The following is a 22,574-nucleotide window of genomic DNA, read 5'->3' as shown; positions in this document are numbered from 1 at the left end:
GGTCAGGCCGCCTCGCTCGCGCGGTACTCGGCGTAGCCCGAAGCCTCGAGTTCGAGGGCGAGCTCCTTGCCGCCGGACTTCACGATACGCCCCTGGGACATGACGTGCACGGTGTCGGGCACGATGTGGTTCAGGAGGCGCTGGTAGTGGGTGATGACGAGGAAGGAGCGCCCTTCCGCGCGCAGCGCGTTCACGCCCTCGGAGACGATGCGCAGGGCGTCGATGTCGAGGCCGGAATCGGTCTCGTCGAGGACGCAGAATTGCGGCTGCAGCAGCGCCATCTGGAGGATCTCCATGCGCTTCTTCTCGCCGCCGGAGAACCCGACGTTGAGGGCGCGCTTGAGCATCTCCTTGTTGATCTCGAGCTTGTCGGCGGCCTTGTTCACCTGGCGGATGAAGTCGGGCGTCGAGAGCTCGTCCTCGCCGCGCGCCTTGCGCTGCGCGTTCAGGCAGGCCTTGAGGAAGGTCATCGTGCCGACGCCGGGGATCTCCAGCGGGTACTGGAAGGCGAGGAAGATGCCGGCCGCGGCGCGCTCGTCGGGACCCATCTCCAGGATGTTCTCGCCGTTGAGCAGGATCTCGCCCTCGAGGACCTCGTAATCCTCCTTGCCGGCGATGACGTAGGACAGGGTCGACTTGCCGGACCCGTTCGGGCCCATGATGGCGGCGACCTCGCCGTCCTTCACGGTGAGGTCGAGCCCGTTGAGGATGCGGTTGTCCTCGATCTGCACGACGAGGTTCTTGATCTCAAGCATGGTCAGTTCCGAAAGTCAGAAATACGAAAGCGGGCGCGTGAGAGCCCTGCGGGACCGGTCCCGCAGGGCCTCGATCTCCAGCCCGTCTAGCCGACCGAGCCTTCGAGGCTGATCGAGATCAGCTTCTGGGCCTCGACGGCGAACTCCATCGGCAGCTGCTGCAGCACGTCCCGGACGAAGCCGTTGACGATCAGCGCGGTCGCCTCCTCCTCGGAGAGCCCCCGCTGCAGGCAGTAGAACTTCTGGTCCTCGGAGATCTTCGAGGTCGTGGCCTCGTGCTCGAACACCGCGGACGCGTTCTTCGATTCGATGTAGGGCACCGTGTGCGCCCCACACTGATCGCCGATCAGCAGGCTGTCGCAGTTCGTGAAGTTGCGGGCGCCCTTCGCCTTCTTGTGGGCCGAGACGAGGCCCCGGTAGGTGTTCTGCGAGCGCCCCGCCGAGATGCCCTTCGAGATGATCCGGCTGGTCGTGTTCTTGCCGAGATGGATCATCTTGGTACCGGAATCGACCTGCTGCATGCCGTTCGACACCGCGATCGAGTAGAACTCGCCGCGGGAATCGTCGCCCCGCAGGATGCAGGACGGGTACTTCCAGGTGATCGCCGAGCCGGTCTCGACCTGCGTCCAGGAAATCTTCGAGCGGGCGCCGCGGCAATCGCCGCGCTTCGTCACGAAGTTGTAGATGCCGCCCTTGCCCTGGGCATCGCCCGGATACCAGTTCTGGACGGTCGAGTACTTGATCTCGGCATCGTCGAGCGCCACGAGCTCGACCACCGCCGCGTGGAGCTGGTTGTCGTCGCGCTTGGGGGCCGTGCAGCCCTCGAGATAGGAGACGTAGCTCCCCTTGTCGGCGATGATCAGCGTGCGCTCGAACTGGCCGGTATCGCGCTCGTTGATGCGGAAGTAGGTCGACAGCTCCATCGGGCAGCGGACGCCCGGCGGGATGTAGACGAACGACCCGTCCGAGAACACGGCCGAGTTCAGCGTCGCGAAGAAGTTGTCGGTCACCGGCACGACCGAGCCGAGGTACTTCTGCACCAGCTCCGGATACTCGCGCACGGCCTCCGAGATCGGCATGAAGATCACGCCGGCCTTCGAGAGCTCCGCCTTGAAGGTCGTGGCGACCGACACGCTGTCGAACACTGCGTCGACGGCCACGCGCCGCTCCGGCGCGACGCCCTCCAGCACCTCGACCTCGCGCAGCGGGATGCCGAGCTTCTCGTAGGTGGCGAGGATCTCGGGGTCGATCTCGTCGAGCGACTCGACGGATTTCCGCTTCGGCGCCGCGTAATAGTAGATGTCGTTGTAATCGACCTTGTCGTAGGAGACGCGCGCCCAGTCGGGCTCCTTCATCGTCTGCCAGCGCTTATAGGCATCGAGGCGCCATTCGAGCAGCCAGGCGGGCTCGTTCTTCTTGGCCGAGATGAAGCGGATCACGTCCTCGGAGATGCCCTTCTCGGACTTCTCCATCTCGATCGTGGTCTCGAACCCGTACTTGTACTGATCGACGTCGATGGCGCGAACGCGATCGACCGTATCCTGCACTGCAGGCATTAGCTTCTCCTACCATCGCCGGCGTCAAGGGCCGGGGGGCTTTCGAGATGGCGCGGGACGGCTCGCATCAGGCCGCTCTCCCTTGCCGCTTATATAGGGACGAAACCGCGCGTTCGAAGGCTTCGAGGAAGCGGGCCCCGTCGCTTTCAACCGTGTTCCAGCCCAAACTCACGCGCAGCGCCCCTGCAGCGAGCGCAGGGCTGACGCCCATCGCCGCGAGGACGGGCGAGCGCGCCACCTTGCCGGAGGCACAGGCCGAGCCGGACGACACCGCGACGCTGGCGAGATCGAGCGCCATCAGCGCCGTGGCGGCCTCGAGGCCCGGGACCGCGACACTCAACGTGTTCGGCAGGCGGGGTGCGCCCGCGCCGAACACCACCGCGTCGGGCGCGCGCGACAGCACGGCCGCCTCCATCCCGTCGCGCAGACGCCCGAGCCGCTCCGCCTCGCTCGCAAGAGCCGTTCCGGCGATCTCCGCGGCCCGTCCCATCCCGACGATGCCGGGCAGGTTCTCGGTGCCGCAGCGCCGCCGCCCCTCCTGGCCGCCACCGCGCACGAAGGCGGCGTCGAGGCCGACATGATCCGCGAGAGCGATGGCGCCGACGCCCTTCGGCGCGCCGAACTTGTGGCCCGAGAGCGTGAGCGCATCGAGCCCGAGCGCCCCGAGATCGATCGCGATCTTGCCGGCGGCCTGGACCGCGTCGCTGTGCACGAGGGCGCGGCCGTGACGGCGGGCGAGCGCCACGACATCCGCGAGGGGCTGCACGACCCCGGTCTCGTTGTTGGCCGCGTGCACGGAGATCAGGACCGTTTCCCCCGCGTGTGCCGCGAGCCGCGCCTCCAGCGCCGCGAGATCGATCAGGCCTGACGGGGCCACCGGCACTGTCTCGACCGCCTCCGCGGGAAAACGGTGACCAGCCGAGACGCAGGGATGCTCGGTGGCGCCGATCAGGAGTCGGGTGGGCTCCGGAACGCCCCGGCGGCGCAGCGCGCCCGAGATCACCGTGTTGGCGGCTTCCGTGCCGCCGCTCGTGAAGACGATTCCGGCCGGCTCGGCGCCGACGAGCGCGGCCACCTGCTCGCGGGCCGCTTCCAGGAGGGCGCGCGCGGCGCGGCCCTCGGCATGAACCGAGGACGGGTTGCCGGGGAGCATCAGCGCGCGCGCGACCGCCTCCGCCACGTCCGGACGGACCGGCGTGGTGGCGTTGTGGTCGAGATAGGCGCGGGATCCCGTCATGGGCGGCCCGCCCGGACCTGTGCGCAGAGCACCGACATTTCCTTGCTTTCGCCCCCCGACATCATGCTAAGGCGCGCGCACGACACGCATTCCAGGTGGCCGGCTGCGGAGAGACGACCGGGGCGACACGGATCGTGCAGGGTTCTTTAGAATAGTTCTAATCGCCTAGAACTATTCTAAGAGCGCTTGTAAGTCCGTCTCGACCTGAGTCAAGGCTCCGCGGGGACGACCCCGCGACGGCACCTGAGCTTCGGCAGGCCCCTTGAGGCTGCCGAGAGGAGATGGGAACACCATGCCCGAAGTCATCTTCAACGGTCCGGCCGGCCGCCTCGAAGGCCGTTATCAGGCCCCGAAGAAGAAGGGCGCGCCGATCGCCATCGTGCTGCACCCGCACCCGCAATTCGGCGGCACGATGAACAATCAGATCGTGTACAATCTGTTCTACACGTTCGCCAACCGGGGCTTCGCGGCTCTGCGGTTCAACTTCCGCGGCGTCGGGCGCAGCCAGGGCGCGTTCGACCACGGCTCGGGCGAGCTCTCCGACGCGGCGGCGGCCCTCGACTGGGTGCAATCCGTCAACCCGGAGGCGAAATCCTGCTGGATCGCGGGCGTCTCGTTCGGATCCTGGATCGGGATGCAACTCCTGATGCGCCGCCCCGAGATCGAGGGCTTCATCTCGATCGCCGCGATGGCGAACCGCTACGACTTCACCTTCCTGGCGCCCTGCCCGTCCTCCGGCCTGTTCGTGCACGGCTCCGAGGACCGCGTCGCGCCGGCCCGAGAGGTGATGCCGGTGATCGAGAAGGTGAAGACGCAGAAGGGCGTCATCATCGAGCACCAGATGGTCGAGGGCGCCAACCACTTCTTCGACGGCAAGGTCGACGAGCTGACCCAGACCGTCGACACCTACCTCGACAAGCGCCTCGGCAAGCGGGAAGAGGCGGCCTGACGGGGCCTCGCCCCGCCCTGCCGGTCCCGGGTAGCCGGGCCCGGCGGGTCGTGCGGTGACCCGCGACCGTTTCTCGGCGTCGCGGCGGGGCGGCCGCGGCTCAGCCCTTCGCGCGTCCCCCGGTTTCCTCGTCCGGCTCGCGGGGCGCAGGGCGCTGCGGGAAGGCCACGACGTTGCCCGGGGCCGCTTCCTCCAGGTCCTCAGCGCTCGCGGCCGGCGTCGCGGCGCCGACGGCGATCCAGCGGACGATGCGCCCGCTCGAGCGGCGCGCGAGATGCCGTTGCAGGCGCCGCTGCGCCCAAGCCGTTGACAGATCGAAGATTCGCACCGGTCTTCCCGAGCTCGAGCGAGGAGGATCACCCCGGACGCGGGCGATCGTCGCGGCGCGGCCGTGGCGCTCGGCTCCGAGGGAGGAGCCGCAGCACCCTCAACTTGCCGTGGGCAGGACCGGCGCGCACTTCAACCAGTACGAGTTTTTTTGACTGAGCGTATCAATCCACAGATGCATATGCGGCCAATCAGGCCGCTGCCTTGGCCGGCTCCGCGTGGATGACGGGGACGGCGGGCGCGCCCTCCCACTCGGTGTGGGCCGGGATCGACTCCCCCTTCATCACGATCGTGAGAGGCCGCAGGCGGGCGTAGTCGCCGACCCTCGTGTCGTAGAGCACCGTCGCGAAGGCGCCCACCGACACGCCGCGGCCCACCTCGACCCGGCCGACCTTCATGATCCGGTCCTCGTAGAGATGCGTCTGCAGGGCCGAGGTGCGGTTGATCGTGGCGAAGTCGCCGATCGTGACGCAGTCGAACTCGGTGATGTCGGTGGTCAGCATGCAGACCCCCTGCCCCACCTTCACGCCGAACAGGCGCAGCACCCAGGGCAGGAAGGGCGTGCCCTGCAGGTGCTCGAGGAGCACCTTCCCGGCGAGGCCCCAATAGGCGACGGCGATCGCTTCCGTGCGCATCGCCCACCACGACCACATCGGCCGCATGCCGGGCTTGTAGCGGCCCATCAGCAACCATTTCAAGGCGATAACCGCCGAGGACTGGATGATCGCGATCAACACGCTGAGGGTCACGAAGCTGATCGCGAGACCCGTCCAATCCTCGGCCAGGATCGCGGGGTAGAAGTAGAAGTCGATCGCCGTGATCGCGAGGGTGATGTAGAGCATCGGCGAGAACGAGGTCGCGAAGGCCTCGAAGACGCCGCGCCGCAGCTTCGGCCCGAGGCCCGGCTCGTAGGTCTGGGCGAGCGAGCCGAGATCGACCCTCTGCCGGGCCGGCAGCTTGATCGGCGGCGAGCCGAACCAGGTCTCGCCCGGCGCCATCAGGGCGTTCTCCGGGGGCTTCGACTTGATGCCGATGAGCACGTCGTCCGGGATCACCGCGCCCGGCGGCACCACCGCGTCGTTGCCGACGAAGACCCGCGCGCCGGTGCGCACGGGCTCGAGATGCATGAAGCCGCGCCGGATCTCCTCCTCGCCGTAGACCACTTCGTCGGCGATGAAGTTGCGCGCGCCGATATCGGCGAGGTCGTAGCGCCCGGCGAGGTTCGTCGAGATCTCGGCCCCCTGCCCCATCCGGGCGCCCATCAGGCGGTACCAGGCCCGCATGTAGACGGTGGCGAAGAGCGAGGAGAGCGTCTCCAAGGTCACCTCCGCCGCGAGCGCCACGGTCCATTTGCGGAGGTAGAAGCCCGACCAGACGGACCACGTGCCGGAGCTGACCCGGGGCAGGATCAGCCAGCGGATCGCCGCGATCAGGAGCACGGTGCCCGCCGTCATCAGCATGGCGGTCGGCCATGTCAGGAGCGGCAGGTACCAATGGTAGTCGATGTCGGTCAGCGCGCCGAGATTGTCGCTGATCTGGTCGAAGATGAAGAAGGCGGGAAAGATCGGCAGCAGGCCGACGGCCGGGATCGCTGCGAGAAGCAGGGCGTAGGCGACGAGGAATCCGGCGCGGCGCCGGGCCGAGGCCGTGGCGGGCTCGGTCGCATCCGGCTCCGCCATGCCGACCTTACGGCCGGGCGACCCGTCCCAGCGCTCGCCCGGGCCGACGCGGCTGCCGGCCGGGATGGTGGTCAGGTCGGCGATCTCGGCGCCGTCTCCGATCACGGTGTCGTGGCTGACGACGCAGGAGGTGCCGATCGAGACGTCGCGGCCGATCTCGACGCGGCCGATCACGAGCTCGTTGCCGACGATCTCCGCGTTGGCGATGACGAGGCGGCCGCCGAGCGAGGCGCCCTCCCCGATGCTCAGGAGGTCGGGCGCGCCGATCTCGATATCGGAGATGAGCGCATCACGACCGATCCTCGCTCCGAGCATCCGGAGGTAGATCGCGATCACCGGCGAGCCCTGCAGCCACTTCACGTGGACGAGGGGCGTCAGGCGCTGCGCCAGCCACCAGCGGTAGTAGTAGACGCCCCAGAGCGGGTAGCGCCCCGGCTTCGTCCGCCCGAGCACGAGCCACTTGCCGACGAGCGCGGTGCAGGCCGTGACCGCGTTGATGCCGATATAGACGAGGAGCAGGGCCGCGATCTCGCCGAAGAATCCGAGCGAGCCGCCGGTGATCAGCAGGTAGGTCACGAAGATGCCGAGCCACTGCGAGGTGGCGAGCGCGATCACGAAGGGCAGCGCGACGGCCTGCGCGAGGCCGCACAGGGCGCGGCGCAGGAGGGGCGGCGGATCGAAGCCGAGATCGCGGATGGCGGCCTGCGAGCCGACACCGCCCGTGCGCTCGATCAGCGCAGCGCTCATCGCCCGCAGCGTCCGCCGGCCGTAGACGTCCTGCAGGGTGATCGCGGCGAGCGCGGGCGTCTCGCGAACCGCGGAGACGAAGCGGGCGGCGAGGAGCGAGTGGCCGCCGAGATCGGTGAAGAAATCGGCCTCGAAGGGCATGGGCTGCGCGCCGAAGACCTGGTTGGCGGCGGCGAGAAGGGCCGCCTCGGTGTCGTTGGCCGGCGGCTCCTGCTCGCCGTCGACGCCCGTCACGGTGAGCGGCGCGAGCTTCAGCGCCTTGCGGTCGACCTTGCCCGAGGTGAGGCGGGGCAGGTTGTCGGCGAACTCGAAATGGCCCGGCACCATGTAGGGGGGCATCTGCCCGGCGAGCGTCTGGCGGAGGCTCTCCTTGTCGATGGCGGCCCCGCGCTCGGGCACGAGGAAGGCGACGAGGCGGTCGACGCCGTCGTCCTGGCGCAGCACGACCGCCGCCTGGTTGATCCCCGGCTGCGCCTGGATGCGCGCCTCGATCTCGCCGAGCTCCACCCGGAAGCCGCGGATCTTGACCTGATCGTCGATGCGACCGTGGAAGAGGATGTTGCCCTGCGGGTCGAGGGAGACGGCGTCGCCGGAGCGGTAGAGGACCGGGTCCGTCCCGCCCGTCACGAAGGGGTTGGCGACGAATTTCTCGGCCGTCAGCTCCGGGCGCTGCAGGTAGCCCTTGGCGACGCCGGGGCCGCCGATCAGCAATTCGCCCGGCTCGCCGGGGCCGAGAAGGGTGAGCCCCTCGTCGGCGACGTAGACCGTGTAGTTCGGGATCGGGCCGCCGATCGTGACGGGCGCGCCGGGCCGCATCTCGGCCGCGGTCGCCACCACCGTCGCCTCGGTCGGCCCGTAGGTGTTGAAGAGCTGGCGACCGGCCGTCGCCCAGCGGGCGATGAGGGGCTCGGGCAGGGCCTCGCCGCCGAGCAGCACGAGGCGAACGCTGGGAAGGTCCCGGCTGATCATGGCGAGCAGCGTGGGCACCGTGTCGAGCACGGTGCAGCCGGCCTCCGTGAGGATGCCGGGCAGCGCCTCGACGTCGCCCATCATCGCGGGCGAGGCCACGAACAGGGTCGCGCCGACGAGGTAGGGGACCCAGATCTCCTCCATCGAGAGGTCGAAGGCGACGGAGGCGCCCTGGAACACGATGTCGTCGGCCCGCATGCCGTAGAGCGCGTTCCCGGAGCGCAGGAAGTGGCAGATGTTGGCGTGGCTGATGACGATGCCCTTCGGCACGCCCGTCGAGCCCGACGTGTAGATCAGGTAGGCGGGGTGCTCCGGGGTGAGGCCGGCCGCCCGCGGATCGGGCACGGGGGCGTCGCCGGGCGTTCCGGCGGCGAGTTCGGCGAGCGTCAGGGCGGGGCTCGCGTCCGGCGCCGCGGGCTTGAGCGCCGGGGAGACGAGGAGCGCCCGCGCCTCGGCGTCGCGCAGGCAGACCGCGACGCGCTCGGCCGGCGCCTCGGCGTCGAAGGGCAGCCAGGCGGCGCCCGACAGGGTGATGCCGACCTGCGCCACGAGGAGATCCGGCCCGCGCGCCATCCAGAGACCGACGACGTCGCCCGGCCCGATGCCCCGGTGGGCGAGGCCCTTCGCGATCGAGCGGGCGCGCTCGGCCATCTCGGCGTAGGTCAGGTGCGGATAGCGGCCGGAATCGTTCGGGGCCGAGCCGTCGATCAGAGCCGGATGGTCGGGACGAGCGGCGGCGCTGGCCAGAAAGATCTCGGCCAGAACCTCGTCGCGGATCAGGTCCGGCCGCACGGCCCCGCGCAGGAAGGCGCGGCCGGAGAGCGCGCCCGCTTCCGCGCGCAGGTCCGCACGCGGCCGGGTCATCTCGGCGACACTGCTCATACGCTGATTCTGCTCCGCTCCCGGCCCCCGCGCGGTCGGGAGCCATCGTTCGACGGTCATTGGCCCCGGATCGTGCCGTTATCGAGGCGGCCCGCCGTCGATGGGGCCGGATGCCGGCCCGCCCCTCGGTGTGGCACGCGCGCGCCGATCCGCCAACGCCCTACTTCGCGCAGCTTGAACCGGCCTTGAACGGGATCGTGCAGGGCGCGAGAGCCGTCAGATCCAGCGCCAGCCCTCCGCGTCGAGGAGGAGGACGCCGCCCTGCCGGATACCGATCCGCGGCGCCGCCCAGGGATCGAGGTAGCCCCGCGCGACCAGGATCGCGCGCGCCACGCCGCCATGGGCGACCAACACCGTCGGCCCGGCGAGGTCGCGGATCGCGGGGGCGACGCGCTCGGTCAGCATCGCGTAGCTCTCGGCGCCGAGGCCGGGCGGCTGGTAGCCCCAGCGGTCGCGGTCCCGGGCGGCCGCGCCCGAAGGATCGCGGCGGCGGATCTCCGCCCAGGTCAAGCCCTCCCAGGCCCCGAAGCTGATCTCCTTCAGCCGGTCGTCCAGCCGGTAGCTCTCGGGCGGCAGGTTGAGGCAGGCCCGCATGGCCTCCATCGTCCGGCGGGTCCGGCTCAGGGGGCTCGCCACGAAGTCGAGATCCGAGAAGCGGTCGCCCGTGAGCGCGCGCAGCCGGTCGGCCGCCTCCTCCGCCTGCCGCAGCCCCGTCCCGTTGAGCTTGGTGTCGCGCTGGCCCTGAAGGCGCCCCTCGGCGTTCCAGTCGGTCTGGCCGTGGCGTACGAAATAGATCGTCGGCATCGCGGTCAGGGGGCCGGGTCGCGCGAAAACCTCGCCGGCCCCTTGCCGGAACGGCTCAGCCTGCCGATCGTTGTCGCACCCACGCGGACCTCCAGACGGTTCCCTGCCGGCCCCGTCGATTGCGAGCGATAGAGAGTGGTCATGTCGAAGAAACACGGCAAGCACGCGAAGGGCCAGCGCGACCGCGCAGCCGGCGTGACAATGTCGCAGGACTCTCTCCGGCAGGCGGCGCGGGAGCGCCCGCCCTCATCGAGTCTCTGGGCCGGGGCGGCCAGCGAGATCTCGAGCGCCGCGCCGGCCCTGATCGGCGGCCATGCCCCCGTCGTCGTGCCCGCGGCCGAGGGCATCGTCACCGTGACGCCCGGCAAGGTCTGCGAACTGGACCGGATCGACCCGGACGCCGATGGCGGTCTCGACAAGAACGCGGCGAAGGAGGCGCTGCTCGCGGAACGCGCCCGCATCCAGGCGCTGCAGGAGCGGCTCTACGCCGAGCGCCGCCGCAGCCTGCTGGTCGTCTTCCAGGCCATCGACACGGGCGGCAAGGACGGGACCATCCGTGCCGTACTCGAAGGGGTGAACCCGCAGGGCTGCGAGGTCACCTCCTTCAAGGCGCCGACATCGGTGGAGCTCGATCACGATTTCCTGTGGCGCTACCACCGGCGGACGCCGGCCCGCGGCATGATCGGGGTCTTCAACCGAAGCCACTACGAGGACGTGCTCGTGGTGCGGGTGAAGAATCTCGTGCCCGAGGAAATCTGGCGCGGACGCTACGGCCTGATCAACGACTTCGAGCGCCTGCTGACCGCCTCGGGGACGCAGGTGCTCAAGTTCTTCCTGCACATCTCGAAGGCCGAGCAGAAGGAGCGGCTCGAGGCCCGCATCGCCGATCCGGCCAAGCACTGGAAGTTCGACCCGGCCGACCTCGTCGAGCGCGAGGCCTGGGACGCCTACCAAGCCGCCTTCGGGGACGCGCTGACCCGCTGCTCGACGCCCTACGCGCCCTGGCACCTCGTGACCGCGAACCGGAAATGGTACCGCAACCTCGTCGTGGCCCGCACGATCGCCGACACGCTGGAGGCGATGGACCCCCGCTACCCGGAAGCGGCGGAGGGGATCGCGGGGATGACGGTGCCGGATTGAGCCCTGCTCAGTCCCGGTCGAGCGAGAGGTCCGGCGCCTCGGGGTTCTTCATGCCGACGACGTGATAGCCCGCATCGACGTGCAGGATCTCGCCCGTCATCCCGCGGGACATGTCGGAGATGAGATAGGCCGCGGTCTCGCCGACCTCGTCGATCGTGACCGTCCGGCGCAGGGGCGCGTTGTACTCGTTCCACTTGAGAATGTAGCGGAAGTCGCCGATGCCGGAGGCGGCGAGCGTCTTGATCGGGCCCGCCGAGATCGCGTTGACGCGGATGTTCTGGGGGCCGAGATCGGCGGCGAGGTAGCGCACCGAGGCTTCGAGCGCCGCCTTCGCCACGCCCATCACATTGTAGTGCGGCATCCATTTCTCGGCGCCGTAATAGGTCAGCGTGAGGAGCGAGCCGCCGTTGCGCATCAGCTTCTCGGCGCGCTGGGCGATCGCCGTGAACGAGTAGCAGGAGATCAGGAGCGACTTGGTGAAGTTGCCCTCGCTCGTCTCGATGTAGCGGCCCGTCAGCTCGTCCTTGTCCGAGAAGGCGATGCAGTGGATGACGAAGTCGATCCCCTCCGGGAAGGCGGATGCGGCCGCATCGAACACCGCGTCGATCGAGGCCGGGTCGGTGACGTCGCAATGGCCGATCACGTGGGCGTCGAGCTCGCGCGCCAGGGGCTCGACGCGCTTCTTCAGGGCGTCGCCCTGGTAGGTGAAGGCGAGCTCGGCCCCGTGCGCGCGGGCGCTCTTGGCGATGCCCCAGGCGATCGAGCGGTTGTTGGCGACGCCGAGGACGATGCCCCGCTTGCCCGCCAGAATTCCGGCTCCGGCCGAGCGTCCGTTGCCGCGAGGGTCAACCGGGTCGAGATCCGCCATGAGTCACCTGAAACGCTGAAGGCCCGTCGCGCGGGCCGGAGGGCCGGCCGCACGCCGCGGGCATCCTTAGCGGACGTGTGCGGAGGGGGAAAGTGCGAGGGCGCGGCGGTCTGCGTTACTCCGCCTTCGCGCCCCGCTTGCTCTGGGCGTACTCCGTCAGCGCCGGGTCCGCGCCCGCGGGGAGAACGATGGCGGTGGTGGCGAGAAGGTCGCCGCGGCTGCCGTCCTTCTTCGGCAGGCCCTTGCCGCGCAGGCGGAAGGTGCGGCCGGAGCTCGTCATCGGGGGCATGCGCATCTCGACCGCGCCGGTCAGCGTCGGCACGCGGATCGCGCCGCCGAGCACCGCGTCCTCCAGGGGCACGTCGACGGTGGTGCGGAGATCGGCCCCCTCCGGCTTGAAGCGGGCATGGGGCAGGACGCGGATGGTCAGGAGCGCGTCGCCGGGCTCGCCGCGCAGGTTCGGCGCCGGGTGACCGAGGCCGCGCAGGCGGATGGTCTGCCCGTCGACGACGCCGCGCGGGATCACCACGTCGACCTCGCGGCCCGTCGGCAGGCCGAGCCGCAGCTTCTCCTCGCTGCCGACCTGCTCCAGCGTCACGCTGAGCTCCGCCTGGACGTCGTCGCCCCTGGCAGGCCCGCCGCGCTGGAAGCCGCCGGCTCCGGCCGCACCGCCGGGACCGGCGCCGCCGGCGCGGAACGCCTCGCCGAACAGGTGCGAGAAGATGTCCTCGCCGATCCCGCCGCCCCCGCCGCCGCCGCCCGCGGCCCGGCTGCGTGCCATGCCTTCGAAGTCGAAGGAATTGGCGCGGCCGCCGCCGAAGCCGGAGAAGCCCTCGAACCCGGTCGCGCGCGGCTTTCCGTCGGCGTCGATCTCGCCGCGGTCGAACTGCGCGCGCTTGGCCGCGTCGCCGAGGATCTCGTAGGCCGAGTTCGCCTCGGCGAAGCGGTCCTTCGCGCGGGCGTCGTCCTTGTTGCGGTCGGGATGGTGGGCCTTGGCGAGCTTGCGGTAGGCGCGCTTGATATCGGCCTCGCTCGCCCCCTTCGGGACTCCCAGTACGTCGTAGGGGTTGCGCATCGCTCGTTTCGGATCTCGGCGCCGCCGGATCCGGCGGTCAGATGGGTCGGACCGTCATGTGGCGGACATGTTGCTTCTCTGCAACGCCCTCGAACACGAAAGGTCGGACCTCCGCGGCCTCCCGTCAAGGCTGCCGGCGCGCAGCCCTCAGCCGGGCTTGCTCGGCCGGAGCCGCTTCAGCTCCCACGGGCCGCCGGAGAGCCGGCACCCCGTGCCGCGGACGAAGCGGCTCGTTTCCGGCGTGATCACGGTGGCGAGGAAGTCGCGGCAGATCTCGTCGTTGGCGACGTAGGGCAGCCCCGTCGGGTTGACCGAGCCGCGCAGGCTCGTCTCCGGATTGTCCCACTTCACCGGACGCCCGTTTCCCTGCGGGTCGAGGGCGACGCCCAGCGCCGCCCGGGCGCGGCGCCAATCCTCCTCGCCGAGATCGGCGCCGAAGCTGGCCGGGCGCTTCGTGATGCTGCCGGTGACGGTCGGCTCGGCGAGCCCGGCGGCTTCCGCCTTGGGCGTCGTCTCGCTCTGGAAGGTGATCAGGGGCTGGCCGCAGCCGCACAGGGTCAGGACCAGCCCGGCGGCCGAGGCCGCGATCGCGCCGGCCCTGCACGCGTTGCGCCCCGGCGCCGCGGGAAAAGAGGCTTTACAGTCGCGACGACGCATTACACCTGAACTCAATCCCGGCACGACGCGACACGAACGTGATCACGCCCGTGCCCCCCGACCCGGATGTCACGGCTGAGGATTTGAGCGTGGATCGGTTAAAGATCGATGAGCCGGCGCTGGCCGGAGCGGCCCTCGAGGACTTCACCCTGGCGGAAGATCCCTGGCCGCTGTTCGGAGCCTGGATGGCGGAGGCGGAGGCCTCCGAGCCCGAGGACCCGAACGCGATGGCGCTGGCCACCGCGGGCGCCGACGGGCTGCCCGACGTGCGGATCGTGCTCCTGAAGGGCGCGGACCGGCGCGGCTTCGTCTTCTACACGAACGTGCAATCGGCCAAGGGCGAGGAACTGGCCCAGAACGCCCAGGCCGCCCTGGTCCTGCACTGGAAGAGCCTGCGGCGGCAGGTGCGGGCCCGCGGCGCCGTGACGCGCGTCACGCCGGCGGAGGCCGACGCCTATTTCGCGAGCCGCCACCGCGACAGCCGGATCGGCGCCCATGCGAGCCGCCAGTCCCGGCCGCTCGCCGACCGGGCGACGCTGATGGCGGAGGTGGCGGACCTCGCCGCCCGCTACGAGAATGCGCCCGTGCCCCGGCCGGAGCATTGGACGGGCTTCCGGATCGAGCCCGTGACGATCGAGTTCTGGCAGAATGGCGATTACCGCCTGCACGACCGGGTCCGCTTCACGCGCTCGGGCGAGGGCTGGGAGCGCTCGCGCCTCTATCCCTGACGGCGCATGCTGCGCCGCGGCACGGACCCTGGATTTCCGGGGGCTGTCCGCTTAGACCTGAGGGGCTGGGCGGCGGCCCGCCGGACCCTTCGGCGGCCCGGCCGCGCGGATCGAGAGGCACGGCCTTGGCTTCATCCGGCAACGAACGTCGGCGCGTCATGCTGCTCACGGGGGCGAGCCGCGGCATCGGCCACGCCACCGTCAAGCGCTTCTCGGCGGCCGGCTGGCGCGTCATCACCTGCTCGCGCCACCCCTTCCCCGAGAATTGCCCCTGGGAGATGGGGCCTGAGGACCACCTGCAGGTCGATCTCGCCGACGCCGCCGACACCGTGCGCGGCGTGGAGGAGGTGGCCCAGCGCCTCGCCGCGGAAGGGGGGCTGCTGCACGCCCTCGTCAACAATGCGGGCATCTCGCCGAAGGGCCCGGAGGGCGAGCGGCTCGGCGCCATCGGGACGCCCTTCGCCGATTGGCAGCGGGTGTTCCAAGTCAACTTCTTCGCGCCGATCCTGCTGGCGCGGGGCCTCTGCGACGAGCTGACCCGGGCTCGGGGCTCGATCGTCAACGTCACCTCGATCGCGGGCTCGCGGGTCCATCCCTTCGCGGGGGCCGCTTACGGGACCTCGAAGGCGGCGCTCGCCGCCCTCACCCGCGAGATGGCCTCCGATTTCGGGCCGCTCGGCGTGCGCGTGAACGCGATCTCGCCCGGCGAGATCGATACCTCGATCCTGTCGCCCGGCACCGAGAAGCTCGTGGAGCAGATCCCGCAACGGCGCCTCGGAACGCCGGACGAGGTGGCGAAAGCCATCTACTTCCTGTGCACCGAGGCCTCGTCCTACGTGAACGGGGCGGAGCTGCACATCAACGGCGGGCAGCATGTCTGAGCGCGGTTCCGCCGCACTCCTGCTCGCTGTCCTGCTTTCCACCGCTCCCGCCGCGGCGGAGCCCGCGGTGACGATCCTCGACCTCCCCTTCAAGGCGAAGGCGATGCGCGGCCCCGGCAGCGAGGTCGCGACGGCGGTCGCCACCTCGGGCCTCCTGCCGCTTGCCCGGCCCAAGGCCAGCGCGGCCGACACGGTGCCCCCCGAGGACGAGGAGGCGCCCTTCGCCGTGGTCTGGGGCGACGAGGGGGGCGCCGCCCTGACCCTCGTCGAGGGGCAGGTCCGTGCCACGCTGCTCGGCGCCGAGGCGGTCGAGGGGCTCGCCGCGGCCGAGACGCCGCGCGGCGCCCTGCCCGGCTCCCATCGCGCCCTGTCCGGCCCCTTGAGCGCCTACCTGACCGGGCCGACGCGGGCCTCGGGCGACGGCGCGCCCGCGGCCGCCGGCCTCACCATCCGCGAGCGCCAGCCCGTCGCCGTCAGCGCCGACCCGAAGCCGGTGCCGGTCTCCACGACGACCGTGCCGGCCGGCCCCGATGCGGTGTTCACCCGAGAGCGCCCCCGCACGATCCGCATCGGCGGCCAGACCGCCATCCTCGCCTCGACCCGCCAGGGCACCGACGCCGCGTCCCTCGTCCTCGTCGGTCGCCAGGGTGCGGCGCCGGGCGCGGCCTGGGCGGTGATCGCCCGCACGCCACCTCAGCCCGGCGGCCCGCTCTCGATCGCGGGCGTCGCCGATTTCGCCGGAGCCGGGCAGATGCAGGTGGCCACGGTGGCGGGGACGACGCTTCAGCTCTGGTCGTACGCGAACGGCGCCTTCGCGCTCGCGGGCGAGCGGGCGGGCTATGCCGGCGGCGACGGGGAGACGGCGCTCGCCGCGAGCCTCGACATCGATCGCGACGGCACCCCCGAGCTCGCCTTGCCGAGCGCGGAGCGGACGAGCCTCGCGATCCTCACCTTCAAGGGCCGTGTCGCCGAGCGCGCCCGCGCCGCCCTTCCCGCCCCCGCCGGCTTCGGCATCGCGGCCCTTGGGCGGGGTGAGGCGGCCCGCCTCCTCGTCGGCCTCGCCGACGGCCGGGTCGCCGTGGTCGCCCCGGACGGGGCGAAGTGATGAGCGAGACCGTGCGCCTGTTCCCGACCCGGCCCTTCGTCGGCGCCTCGATCGCCGTGATCCGGGACGGCCGCGTGCTGCTGGCGGCGCGCGCCAACGAGCCGATGCGCGGCGTCTGGACCCTGCCGGGCGGCCTCGTCGAGGCGGGTGAGGCTCTGGCCGAGGCCGCGCGCCGGGAACTCGCCGAGGAGGTGGGGCTCGATGCCACGGTCGTCGCCGTGCTGAGCCCGACCGAGATCATCGAGCGCGATGGCGAGGGCCGTGTCCGCCACCATTACGTGGTGCATCCGCACGCCGCCCTGTGGTGCGGCGGCGAGCCCGAGCCCGGGCCGGAGGCGCTCGGCGTGCGCTGGGCGTTGCCGGAGGAGATCGAGGGGCTCAGCACGACGCCGGGTCTCGGCCGGACGCTCGCGGAAGCCTTCGCCGCGGTCGAGCGGCACGCCGCCGAGAGCGCCGCATGACGGGGCGCCGCATCAGCAGGCATCGGCGGGGGCTGCTGCGCGAGGCGCTCTGCCGCCTCGGCCTCGGCCTCCTGCTCTGCCTGCCCCTCGCCCTGCCGCCGGACGTGCAGGCGCAGCAGCGGGGCGGCGCTCGGCCGGCTGCCAAGCCCTCGGAAAAGGACAAGCCGCCCCCGGCCCCGGCGGAGCCGCCGCCCCCGCCCTACGAACGCGACCTGATGCGGCTCTCGGAGATCATCGGCTCCCTCGCCTTCCTGCGCGGCCTCTGCGCCAGCCCGGACGCGAACGAGTGGCCGAGCCGGATGAAGGCGCTGATCGACGCCGAGGGCGTGACGCCGAGCCGGCGGGACCGGCTCGCCGGCGCCTACAACCGCGGCTATCGCGGCTACAGTCTTACCTACCGGATCTGCACCCCGGCGGCGCAGGAGGCGGCGAGCCGCTTCCTCGCGGAGGGCGAGCGGCTCTCGCACGACCTGGCGGGCCGGTTCGGCGGCTGATGCACCTGTGTCACAGGTGTCGGCCTCGGCGAAAATCCTTCGAAATGGGCGCGCGCCGTTAACCTCTTCGCAATTCCCGGCTGGTCCGGCGCACGGCCTCCGCCTATCATCTGCACCATCGCCGGGGGGTTTCTCGGCGCCAACAGATGCCGTGACGCCATGCAGAACACCTCCGGATCCGTGCCCTTCGAGGCGGACGTCGACGAGAAGCGCGCGGCGCTCAGCTACGTCTCCGAAGCCTTCGCCGAAGGTTGCCTCGACGGGCTCGACGGAGATTGCATGGCGCAGGCCGCCCTGTTCGCGGCGTTCCAGGAACTCGTGATGACCTACGGCGAGGAGGCCACGGCCCGGTACGCGGAGGGTTTCCCGGAGCGCATCCGCGGCGGCGCCTTCACCACGACCCTGCAGCACTGAGGGGGGGCTCGGAGCCTCGCCGCGCGAGACGGCGCGAGGGACACGGGATCATTTGGGGAGGCCACGCTCCTCTCGCCGACCCTCTCCGGGACGGGAGAGGGCGCGCGGCCCGGATCATCCCTGTCAGGACGCCGGCAGCGTCTCCGAGAACAGCACCGGCTCCCCGGTGCCGGGCGCGGTCAGCGCGCCCTCCCACATCACGCGCCGGCCCCGCACCACCGTGCCGATTGGCCAGCCGGTGACGGTGACGCCGTCATAGGGCGTCCACCCGCATTTCGAGGCGATCCAGCCGTCGCGGATCGTCTCGCGGCGCTTCAGGTCCACCACCGTGACGTCGGCGTCGTAGCCCACCGCGAGGCGCCCCTTGCGCGCGATGCCGAAGAGCCGCTGCGGCCCGGCGCTGGTCAGGTCCACGAAGCGCGCGAGCGAGAGCCGGCCCGCGGCCACGTGGTCGAGCATCATCGGCACGAGCGTCTGCACGCCCGTCATGCCGGAGGGCGACTCGGGATAGGGCTTGGCCTTCTCCTCCCGCGTGTGCGGTGCGTGGTCCGAGCCCAGGATGTCGGCGATGCCCTGGCGCAATCCCCACCAGAGCACGTCCCGGTGGGCGGCATCCCGCACCGGCGGGTTCATCTGCACGAGCGTGCCGAGGCGGGGATAGGCTTCCGCGCCGTCGAGGGTGAGGTGGTGGGGCGTCACCTCGACGCTCGCAACGTCCTTGTGGTCGGCGAGGAAGTGCATTTCCTCGGCCGTCGAGAGGTGCAGGATGTGGATGCGCGCGCCCGTCTCGCGGGCGAGCGCCACGAGCCGCCGGGTCGCCTTCAGCGCGGCCTCCGGCGAGCGCCAGACCGGGTGGGAGGCCGGATCGCCAGGCACGCGCAGGTCCTTGCGCTCCCGCAGCATCGGCTCGTCCTCGGCGTGGAAGGCGGCGCGCCGCCGGATCCGCGACAGGATCTCGCGCACGCCCGCATCGTCCTCGACGAGGAGCGAGCCGGTCGAGGAACCGACGAAGACCTTGATGCCGGCCGCGCCCGGCAGCCGTTCGAGCTCGGCCACCTGATGAGCGTTCTCGTGCGTGCCGCCGACCCAGAAGGCGAAGTCGCAATGCATCCGGTGATGCGCCCGGGCGATCTTGTCGGCGAGCGCCTCGGCGCTCGTCGTCTGCGGGTTGGTGTTCGGCATCTCGAAGACGGCCGTGACGCCGCCCATCACGGCGGCCCGGGAGCCCGATTCGAGATCCTCCTTGTGGTCGAGGCCGGGCTCGCGGAAATGCACCTGCGTGTCGATGACGCCGGGCAGGAGGTGCAGGCCGGTGCAATCCTGCCGCTCGGCGGCCGCGGCGTCGCCGAGATCGCCGATCGCGGCGACGCGGCCTGCCCGGATGCCGAGATCGGCCCGGTGCTCGCCGTCCTGGTTCACGAGCGTGCCGCCGCGGAGGACGAGGTCGAAGGGCTCTTCCATCGGGTTCGGGCTCCTGGCTCGGGGCGCCGACGTTGAGGCGCGGCCTGCGGCGGCTTATGTGTCAGCCCCTCGCCCCACGCAACGTCTCGAGCGGAACGCCCCATGCCGATCGCCCTGCTGCCGGACCGCGCCGTCGTCACCGTTACCGGCGAGGAAGCGCAGGGATTCCTGCAGGGCGTGATCACCTGCAACATCGAGAGCCTGCCCGAGGGCGCGGCGCGGCTCGGCGCCCTGCTGACGCCGCAGGGCAAGATCCAGTTCGACTTCCTGGTCTCGCGGATGCCCGGCGGCTTCCGCCTGGAGGGCGCGGCCGGGCGCGCGGCGGATCTCGTCAAGCGTCTGAGCCTCTACCGGCTGCGGGCCAAGGTCGGGATCGCCGTCGATCCGGCGCTCGCTATCGCCGCCGCCTGGGACGGGGCCGCGACCGCCGCCGCGGTGGAGCGCGTCGCCGACGCTCGCCTCACCGAACTCGGCGCCCGGCTCTACGCCGCCGAAGCCGCCTTCTCGGCGGATGCGACCGAGGCCGATTATCACGCCCACCGTATCCGTCTCGGCGTGCCCGAGGGTGGGCGCGACTTCGCCTTCGGCGACGCCTTCCCGCACGAGGCCCTGATGGACCAACTCGGCGGCGTCGATTTTCGGAAGGGCTGCTACGTCGGCCAGGAGGTGGTCTCGCGGATGCAGCACCGGGGCACCGCGCGCACGCGCATCGTGCCGGCGCACTACCCCGCGGGCGAGGCGCCCGCCCCTTTCAGCGAGGTGACGGCCGGGCAGAAGAGCCTCGGAGCGACGGGCTCGGCCGCGGGCTCGCGCGGCCTCGCGATGCTGCGCCTCGACCGGCTCGCCGACGCGCTCGCGGCCGGCGAGACCCTGCGGGCGGACGGGCGCGCGCTCGCCGTCGAGAAGCCGGCCTTCGCGACCTTCGCGTGGCCCTCCGCGGCGGATGCGGCAGCGGTCTGACGCCGATGGTGACGCAGACCGGGACTCTCGATCCGGAATCCGGCCTCATCGCCCATGCCGACGGCTGCCCGCGCTGCTGGTGGGCGGGGCTCGACCCGATCTACGTCGCCTACCACGACACCGAGTGGGGCGTGCCGGAATACGACGACCGCGCGCTCTACGAGAAGCTGATCCTCGACGGCTTCCAGGCGGGCCTGTCCTGGATCACCATCCTGAAGCGCCGGGATGGGTTCCGGCGCGCCTTCGCGAGCTTCGAGCCGGAGCGGATCGCCCGCTTCACGGAGGCCGACGTCGCGCGGCTGATGCAGGACACCGGCATCATCCGCAACCGCGCCAAGATCGTCGGGGCGGTCGCCGGCGCCCGCGCCTACCTGCGCATCATGGAATCCGGCCCCGGCTTCTCGCGCTTCCTCTGGGATTTCGTGGAGGGTCGGCCGGTGCAGGGGGGCGCCCGCAGCCGGGCCGAGATCGCCACCGAGACGGCGGTGTCGCGGGCGATGTCGAAGGCGCTGAAGGCGCAGGGCTTCACCTTCGTCGGCCCCACCATCGTCCACGCCTTCATGCAGGCGGTGGGCATGGTCAACGACCATCTCCTCGGCTGCCACCGGCACGGCCCCTGCGCGGAGCTCGGCCGCGCCACGCCGCTCAAGCGGCCCGCATGAGCGCCCGGCCGCCGCGGGCGTGGCAGCGGATGCTCTCGGGGCGGCGCCTCGACCTCCTCGACCCTTCGCCCCTCGACATCGAGATCGCCGACATCGCCCACGGGCTCGCGCGCGTCGCCCGCTGGAACGGGCAGACGGCGGGACCGCACGTCTTCTCGGTGGCGCAGCACTCGCTCCTCGTCGAGGCCATCGGCGGCGAGATCCTGCCGGGGCTGAGCGCCGCGCAACGGCTCGAATTCCTGCTCCACGACGCGCCCGAATACGTGGTCGGCGACATCATCTCGCCGTTCAAGGCGGCGATCGGCGATTCCTACAAGGCGGTGGAGCGGCGGCTCCTCGCCGCGATCCGCCGCCGCTTCGGCCTGCAGACGCCGGACCCTGCCCTCGCCCGGGCCGTGAAGCGCGCCGACCGGATCGCCGCGCATATCGAGGCGACCCGGCTCGCGGGCTTTGCGGCCGACGAGGCGGCCCGCTATTTCGGACGGCCCGAGGCCATGCCGCCCGCCGTGACGGCTTTCGCCGAGCCCTGGCCGACCGCCGAGGCTCAGGCGCGCTACCTCGACCGGTTCCACGCGCTCGCAGGCTGATCCCGATGTCCCGCCTCCACGTCTGCTCCCTCTCGCGCCTGCCCGAGACCATCGCCGAGACCGGGGCGAGCCACGTCCTCACCCTGGTCAATGTCGGGACCCCGATGGAGCGGCCGGCGGCGATCCCCTCCGAATGCCACGGCATCGTCGGGGTCAGCGACATCGTCGCGCCGCTGGACGGCCATGTGCTGCCCGCCGAGGAGCATGTCGGCCAGATCCTCGATTTCGTCCGGGCCTGGCCCCGCGAGAGGCCTTTGGTCATCCACTGCTATGCCGGGATCAGCCGCTCGACGGCGGCGGCCTACATCGCGGCCTGCGCCATGGCGCCCGAGCGCGACGAGGGCGAGATCGCACAGGATCTGCGCCGGGCCTCGCCCTCGGCAACTCCGAACCGGCTCCTCGTCGAGATCGGCGACCGCCTGCTCGGGCGGGAGGGCCGCATGGTCGCGGCGATCGCGGCGATCGGCCGGGGCGCCGAGGCTTTCGAGGGCGAGCCGTTCCACCTCGCCATCGGCTGAGCGCGTCCGCTACGAAAATACCGGGGGTGTGGCCGAAACGACGCCCCGGCCGACGAATCAGGGGGGCCGGCGGGCCGGCAGGGTTGTGCGGCCCCGTCGCCCCGCCTTAGAACCGGAACAAAGGGACACGAGGGATGACCGAAGCTCGATCTGCCGCCGCCCCGTCGGCGTCAACGACCGGCGTGTCCGGGACCAGCGATCTGCCGTTCGAGAAGGCTCTCGAGCAGTTGGAGGAGATCGTGCGCCGGCTGGAGCGGGGGGACGTGCCCCTCGACGAATCCGTCGCGATCTACGAGCGCGGCGAGCGGCTGAAGCAGCATTGCGAGATGCTGCTGAAGCGGGCCGAGGCGCGCATCCAGCGGATCACCCTCGGGCCCGAAGGCCGGGCCGAGGGCATCGTCCCCCTCGACGTCGAGTGATCGGCGAGGCTCCCGTCAGGATGGAAGCGGTCGCATCCCCTCCGCACATGGCCGCGAGGCCCGGGCCCTGCCCGGCTTCGTCGGGCGAAGCGGCGGCGGCGCCCGCCCGGAAGTGAGGTTGGTTCAGTGGCGCAGGTCGACACGTCCCTTCTCGACGGCATTTTGGATCCCTCGGCGCTTCGGCGCGTGCCGGAGGCTGATCTGCAGGCCGTGGCGGACGCGGTGCGGGCGGAGATGAT

Annotated in this window: 23 protein-coding genes; 13 read left to right on the top strand and 10 right to left on the bottom strand. The window is 71.3% G+C overall.

The window, feature by feature from the left end; all coding sequences use genetic code 11:
* Positions 1-2 precede the first annotated feature (2 nt).
* The 3 genes from sufC to J2X36_RS25175 all read right to left on the bottom strand — a co-directional run bounded on the left by sufC (position 3) and on the right by J2X36_RS25175 (position 3,548).
* Positions 3-755, bottom strand: coding sequence for a Fe-S cluster assembly ATPase SufC (gene sufC, locus J2X36_RS25185; RefSeq protein WP_310354758.1), 753 nt, complete (start codon positions 753-755; stop codon positions 3-5).
* A gap of 86 nt (positions 756-841) precedes the next feature.
* On the bottom strand, positions 842-2,311 hold the full coding sequence (gene sufB, locus J2X36_RS25180; protein WP_132257433.1) for a Fe-S cluster assembly protein SufB: 1,470 nt from the start codon (positions 2,309-2,311) through the stop codon (positions 842-844).
* A 67-nt stretch (positions 2,312-2,378) separates the two neighbouring features.
* Positions 2,379-3,548, bottom strand: a complete 1,170-nt coding sequence (locus J2X36_RS25175; protein WP_310354756.1) for a cysteine desulfurase family protein — start codon at positions 3,546-3,548, stop codon at positions 2,379-2,381.
* A 292-nt stretch (positions 3,549-3,840) separates the two neighbouring features.
* Here J2X36_RS25175 and J2X36_RS25170 point away from each other — a divergent pair, with 292 nt between their 5' ends.
* The gene (locus J2X36_RS25170) at positions 3,841-4,497 is read left to right on the top strand and encodes an alpha/beta hydrolase (protein WP_132257435.1); all 657 of its coding nucleotides are present in this window, start codon (positions 3,841-3,843) and stop codon (positions 4,495-4,497) included.
* Positions 4,498-4,597: 100 nt separating this feature from the next.
* On the opposite strand, the gene J2X36_RS25165 is transcribed toward J2X36_RS25170, so the two are convergent.
* The 3 genes from J2X36_RS25165 to J2X36_RS25155 all read right to left on the bottom strand — a co-directional run bounded on the left by J2X36_RS25165 (position 4,598) and on the right by J2X36_RS25155 (position 9,905).
* Complete coding sequence (locus J2X36_RS25165; protein ID WP_132257437.1) at positions 4,598-4,825, bottom strand: hypothetical protein; 228 nt, start codon at positions 4,823-4,825, stop codon at positions 4,598-4,600.
* 190 nt (positions 4,826-5,015) lie between these two features.
* A complete protein-coding gene (locus tag J2X36_RS25160; protein ID WP_310354753.1) occupies positions 5,016-9,101 on the bottom strand; it encodes a Pls/PosA family non-ribosomal peptide synthetase in 4,086 nt (1,361 codons plus the stop codon).
* 216 nt (positions 9,102-9,317) lie between these two features.
* Entirely contained in the window at positions 9,318-9,905 is a 588-nt protein-coding gene (locus J2X36_RS25155; RefSeq protein WP_132257442.1) for a histidine phosphatase family protein, read from the bottom strand.
* A gap of 141 nt (positions 9,906-10,046) precedes the next feature.
* On the opposite strand from J2X36_RS25155, the gene J2X36_RS25150 reads away from it, so the two are divergent.
* On the top strand, positions 10,047-11,045 hold the full coding sequence (locus J2X36_RS25150; protein WP_310354751.1) for a polyphosphate kinase 2 family protein: 999 nt from the start codon (positions 10,047-10,049) through the stop codon (positions 11,043-11,045).
* Between the two features lie 7 nt (positions 11,046-11,052).
* Here J2X36_RS25150 and fabI read toward each other — a convergent pair whose 3' ends face one another.
* From fabI to J2X36_RS25135, 3 genes are all read right to left on the bottom strand, one after another.
* Positions 11,053-11,913 carry an enoyl-ACP reductase FabI gene (gene fabI / locus J2X36_RS25145; RefSeq protein ID WP_132257446.1) on the bottom strand — a complete coding sequence of 287 codons (861 nt, stop codon included), beginning with the start codon at positions 11,911-11,913 and terminating at the stop codon, positions 11,053-11,055.
* A 115-nt stretch (positions 11,914-12,028) separates the two neighbouring features.
* Positions 12,029-12,988 carry a DnaJ C-terminal domain-containing protein gene (locus tag J2X36_RS25140; RefSeq protein WP_132257449.1) on the bottom strand — a complete coding sequence of 320 codons (960 nt, stop codon included), beginning with the start codon at positions 12,986-12,988 and terminating at the stop codon, positions 12,029-12,031.
* A gap of 147 nt (positions 12,989-13,135) precedes the next feature.
* Positions 13,136-13,645, bottom strand: a complete 510-nt coding sequence (locus J2X36_RS25135; RefSeq protein WP_310354746.1) for an RT0821/Lpp0805 family surface protein — start codon at positions 13,643-13,645, stop codon at positions 13,136-13,138.
* An 89-nt stretch (positions 13,646-13,734) separates the two neighbouring features.
* Here J2X36_RS25135 and pdxH point away from each other — a divergent pair, with 89 nt between their 5' ends.
* The 6 genes from pdxH to J2X36_RS25105 all read left to right on the top strand — a co-directional run bounded on the left by pdxH (position 13,735) and on the right by J2X36_RS25105 (position 17,728).
* Positions 13,735-14,373 (top strand): pyridoxamine 5'-phosphate oxidase, encoded by a 639-nt coding sequence (pdxH, locus tag J2X36_RS25130; RefSeq protein ID WP_310354743.1) that lies wholly within the window; start codon positions 13,735-13,737, stop codon positions 14,371-14,373.
* A 158-nt stretch (positions 14,374-14,531) separates the two neighbouring features.
* On the top strand, positions 14,532-15,254 hold the full coding sequence (locus tag J2X36_RS25125; protein WP_310354742.1) for an SDR family oxidoreductase: 723 nt from the start codon (positions 14,532-14,534) through the stop codon (positions 15,252-15,254).
* Entirely contained in the window at positions 15,247-16,359 is a 1,113-nt protein-coding gene (locus J2X36_RS25120; protein WP_310354740.1) for a hypothetical protein, read from the top strand. The genes J2X36_RS25125 and J2X36_RS25120 overlap by 8 nt, the downstream gene beginning before the upstream one ends.
* Positions 16,359-16,820 (top strand): NUDIX hydrolase, encoded by a 462-nt coding sequence (locus J2X36_RS25115; RefSeq protein WP_132257460.1) that lies wholly within the window; start codon positions 16,359-16,361, stop codon positions 16,818-16,820. The genes J2X36_RS25120 and J2X36_RS25115 overlap by 1 nt, the downstream gene beginning before the upstream one ends.
* 35 nt (positions 16,821-16,855) lie before the next feature.
* Complete coding sequence (locus J2X36_RS25110; RefSeq protein WP_310354772.1) at positions 16,856-17,314, top strand: TIGR02301 family protein; 459 nt, start codon at positions 16,856-16,858, stop codon at positions 17,312-17,314.
* Positions 17,315-17,473: 159 nt separating this feature from the next.
* Entirely contained in the window at positions 17,474-17,728 is a 255-nt protein-coding gene (locus J2X36_RS25105; RefSeq protein ID WP_132257463.1) for a hypothetical protein, read from the top strand.
* A gap of 123 nt (positions 17,729-17,851) precedes the next feature.
* Here the strand turns inward: J2X36_RS25105 and J2X36_RS25100 are convergent, their stop codons facing one another.
* Entirely contained in the window at positions 17,852-19,189 is a 1,338-nt protein-coding gene (locus tag J2X36_RS25100; protein ID WP_132257465.1) for a dihydroorotase, read from the bottom strand.
* Between the two features lie 102 nt (positions 19,190-19,291).
* Here J2X36_RS25100 and J2X36_RS25095 point away from each other — a divergent pair, with 102 nt between their 5' ends.
* From J2X36_RS25095 to J2X36_RS25075, 5 genes are all read left to right on the top strand, one after another.
* A complete protein-coding gene (locus tag J2X36_RS25095; protein ID WP_310354736.1) occupies positions 19,292-20,149 on the top strand; it encodes a folate-binding protein in 858 nt (285 codons plus the stop codon).
* A 5-nt stretch (positions 20,150-20,154) separates the two neighbouring features.
* Positions 20,155-20,811 carry a DNA-3-methyladenine glycosylase I gene (locus tag J2X36_RS25090; protein WP_310354732.1) on the top strand — a complete coding sequence of 219 codons (657 nt, stop codon included), beginning with the start codon at positions 20,155-20,157 and terminating at the stop codon, positions 20,809-20,811.
* On the top strand, positions 20,808-21,398 hold the full coding sequence (locus J2X36_RS25085) for an HD family hydrolase (protein ID WP_310354730.1): 591 nt from the start codon (positions 20,808-20,810) through the stop codon (positions 21,396-21,398). Before J2X36_RS25090 ends, J2X36_RS25085 begins: the two co-directional genes overlap by 4 nt.
* Before the next feature lie 5 nt (positions 21,399-21,403).
* A complete protein-coding gene (locus J2X36_RS25080; protein WP_310354728.1) occupies positions 21,404-21,916 on the top strand; it encodes a protein-tyrosine phosphatase family protein in 513 nt (170 codons plus the stop codon).
* Between the two features lie 134 nt (positions 21,917-22,050).
* Entirely contained in the window at positions 22,051-22,335 is a 285-nt protein-coding gene (locus J2X36_RS25075) for an exodeoxyribonuclease VII small subunit (RefSeq protein ID WP_310354725.1), read from the top strand.
* The last annotated feature ends 239 nt before the right edge of the window (positions 22,336-22,574 follow it).

Origin of the sequence: Methylobacterium sp. BE186 (genome assembly GCF_031457035.1) — a bacterium.
Lineage (GTDB): Bacteria > Pseudomonadota > Alphaproteobacteria > Rhizobiales > Beijerinckiaceae > Methylobacterium > Methylobacterium segetis.
This window is presented reverse-complemented; position numbering and strand designations above follow the sequence as displayed.

What these genes read in the sequence shown, in the direction of transcription:
- J2X36_RS25100 (WP_132257465.1), bottom strand. Translation starts at nt 19,189, where the DNA reads ATGGAAGAGCCCTTCGACCTCGTCCTCCGCGGCGGCACGCTCGTGAAC.
- J2X36_RS25080 (WP_310354728.1), top strand. Translation starts at nt 21,404, where the DNA reads ATGTCCCGCCTCCACGTCTGCTCCCTCTCGCGCCTGCCCGAGACCATC.
- J2X36_RS25095 (WP_310354736.1), top strand. Translation starts at nt 19,292, where the DNA reads ATGCCGATCGCCCTGCTGCCGGACCGCGCCGTCGTCACCGTTACCGGC.
- J2X36_RS25135 (WP_310354746.1), bottom strand. Translation starts at nt 13,645, where the DNA reads ATGCGTCGTCGCGACTGTAAAGCCTCTTTTCCCGCGGCGCCGGGGCGC.
- J2X36_RS25090 (WP_310354732.1), top strand. Translation starts at nt 20,155, where the DNA reads ATGGTGACGCAGACCGGGACTCTCGATCCGGAATCCGGCCTCATCGCC.
- J2X36_RS25115 (WP_132257460.1), top strand. Translation starts at nt 16,359, where the DNA reads ATGAGCGAGACCGTGCGCCTGTTCCCGACCCGGCCCTTCGTCGGCGCC.
- J2X36_RS25175 (WP_310354756.1), bottom strand. Translation starts at nt 3,548, where the DNA reads ATGACGGGATCCCGCGCCTATCTCGACCACAACGCCACCACGCCGGTC.
- fabI (WP_132257446.1), bottom strand. Translation starts at nt 11,913, where the DNA reads ATGGCGGATCTCGACCCGGTTGACCCTCGCGGCAACGGACGCTCGGCC.
- J2X36_RS25140 (WP_132257449.1), bottom strand. Translation starts at nt 12,988, where the DNA reads ATGCGCAACCCCTACGACGTACTGGGAGTCCCGAAGGGGGCGAGCGAG.
- J2X36_RS25150 (WP_310354751.1), top strand. Translation starts at nt 10,047, where the DNA reads ATGTCGAAGAAACACGGCAAGCACGCGAAGGGCCAGCGCGACCGCGCA.
- J2X36_RS25075 (WP_310354725.1), top strand. Translation starts at nt 22,051, where the DNA reads ATGACCGAAGCTCGATCTGCCGCCGCCCCGTCGGCGTCAACGACCGGC.
- J2X36_RS25160 (WP_310354753.1), bottom strand. Translation starts at nt 9,101, where the DNA reads ATGAGCAGTGTCGCCGAGATGACCCGGCCGCGTGCGGACCTGCGCGCG.
- J2X36_RS25105 (WP_132257463.1), top strand. Translation starts at nt 17,474, where the DNA reads ATGCAGAACACCTCCGGATCCGTGCCCTTCGAGGCGGACGTCGACGAG.
- J2X36_RS25170 (WP_132257435.1), top strand. Translation starts at nt 3,841, where the DNA reads ATGCCCGAAGTCATCTTCAACGGTCCGGCCGGCCGCCTCGAAGGCCGT.
- J2X36_RS25085 (WP_310354730.1), top strand. Translation starts at nt 20,808, where the DNA reads ATGAGCGCCCGGCCGCCGCGGGCGTGGCAGCGGATGCTCTCGGGGCGG.
- sufB (WP_132257433.1), bottom strand. Translation starts at nt 2,311, where the DNA reads ATGCCTGCAGTGCAGGATACGGTCGATCGCGTTCGCGCCATCGACGTC.
- J2X36_RS25155 (WP_132257442.1), bottom strand. Translation starts at nt 9,905, where the DNA reads ATGCCGACGATCTATTTCGTACGCCACGGCCAGACCGACTGGAACGCC.
- J2X36_RS25120 (WP_310354740.1), top strand. Translation starts at nt 15,247, where the DNA reads ATGTCTGAGCGCGGTTCCGCCGCACTCCTGCTCGCTGTCCTGCTTTCC.
- J2X36_RS25125 (WP_310354742.1), top strand. Translation starts at nt 14,532, where the DNA reads ATGCTGCTCACGGGGGCGAGCCGCGGCATCGGCCACGCCACCGTCAAG.
- sufC (WP_310354758.1), bottom strand. Translation starts at nt 755, where the DNA reads ATGCTTGAGATCAAGAACCTCGTCGTGCAGATCGAGGACAACCGCATC.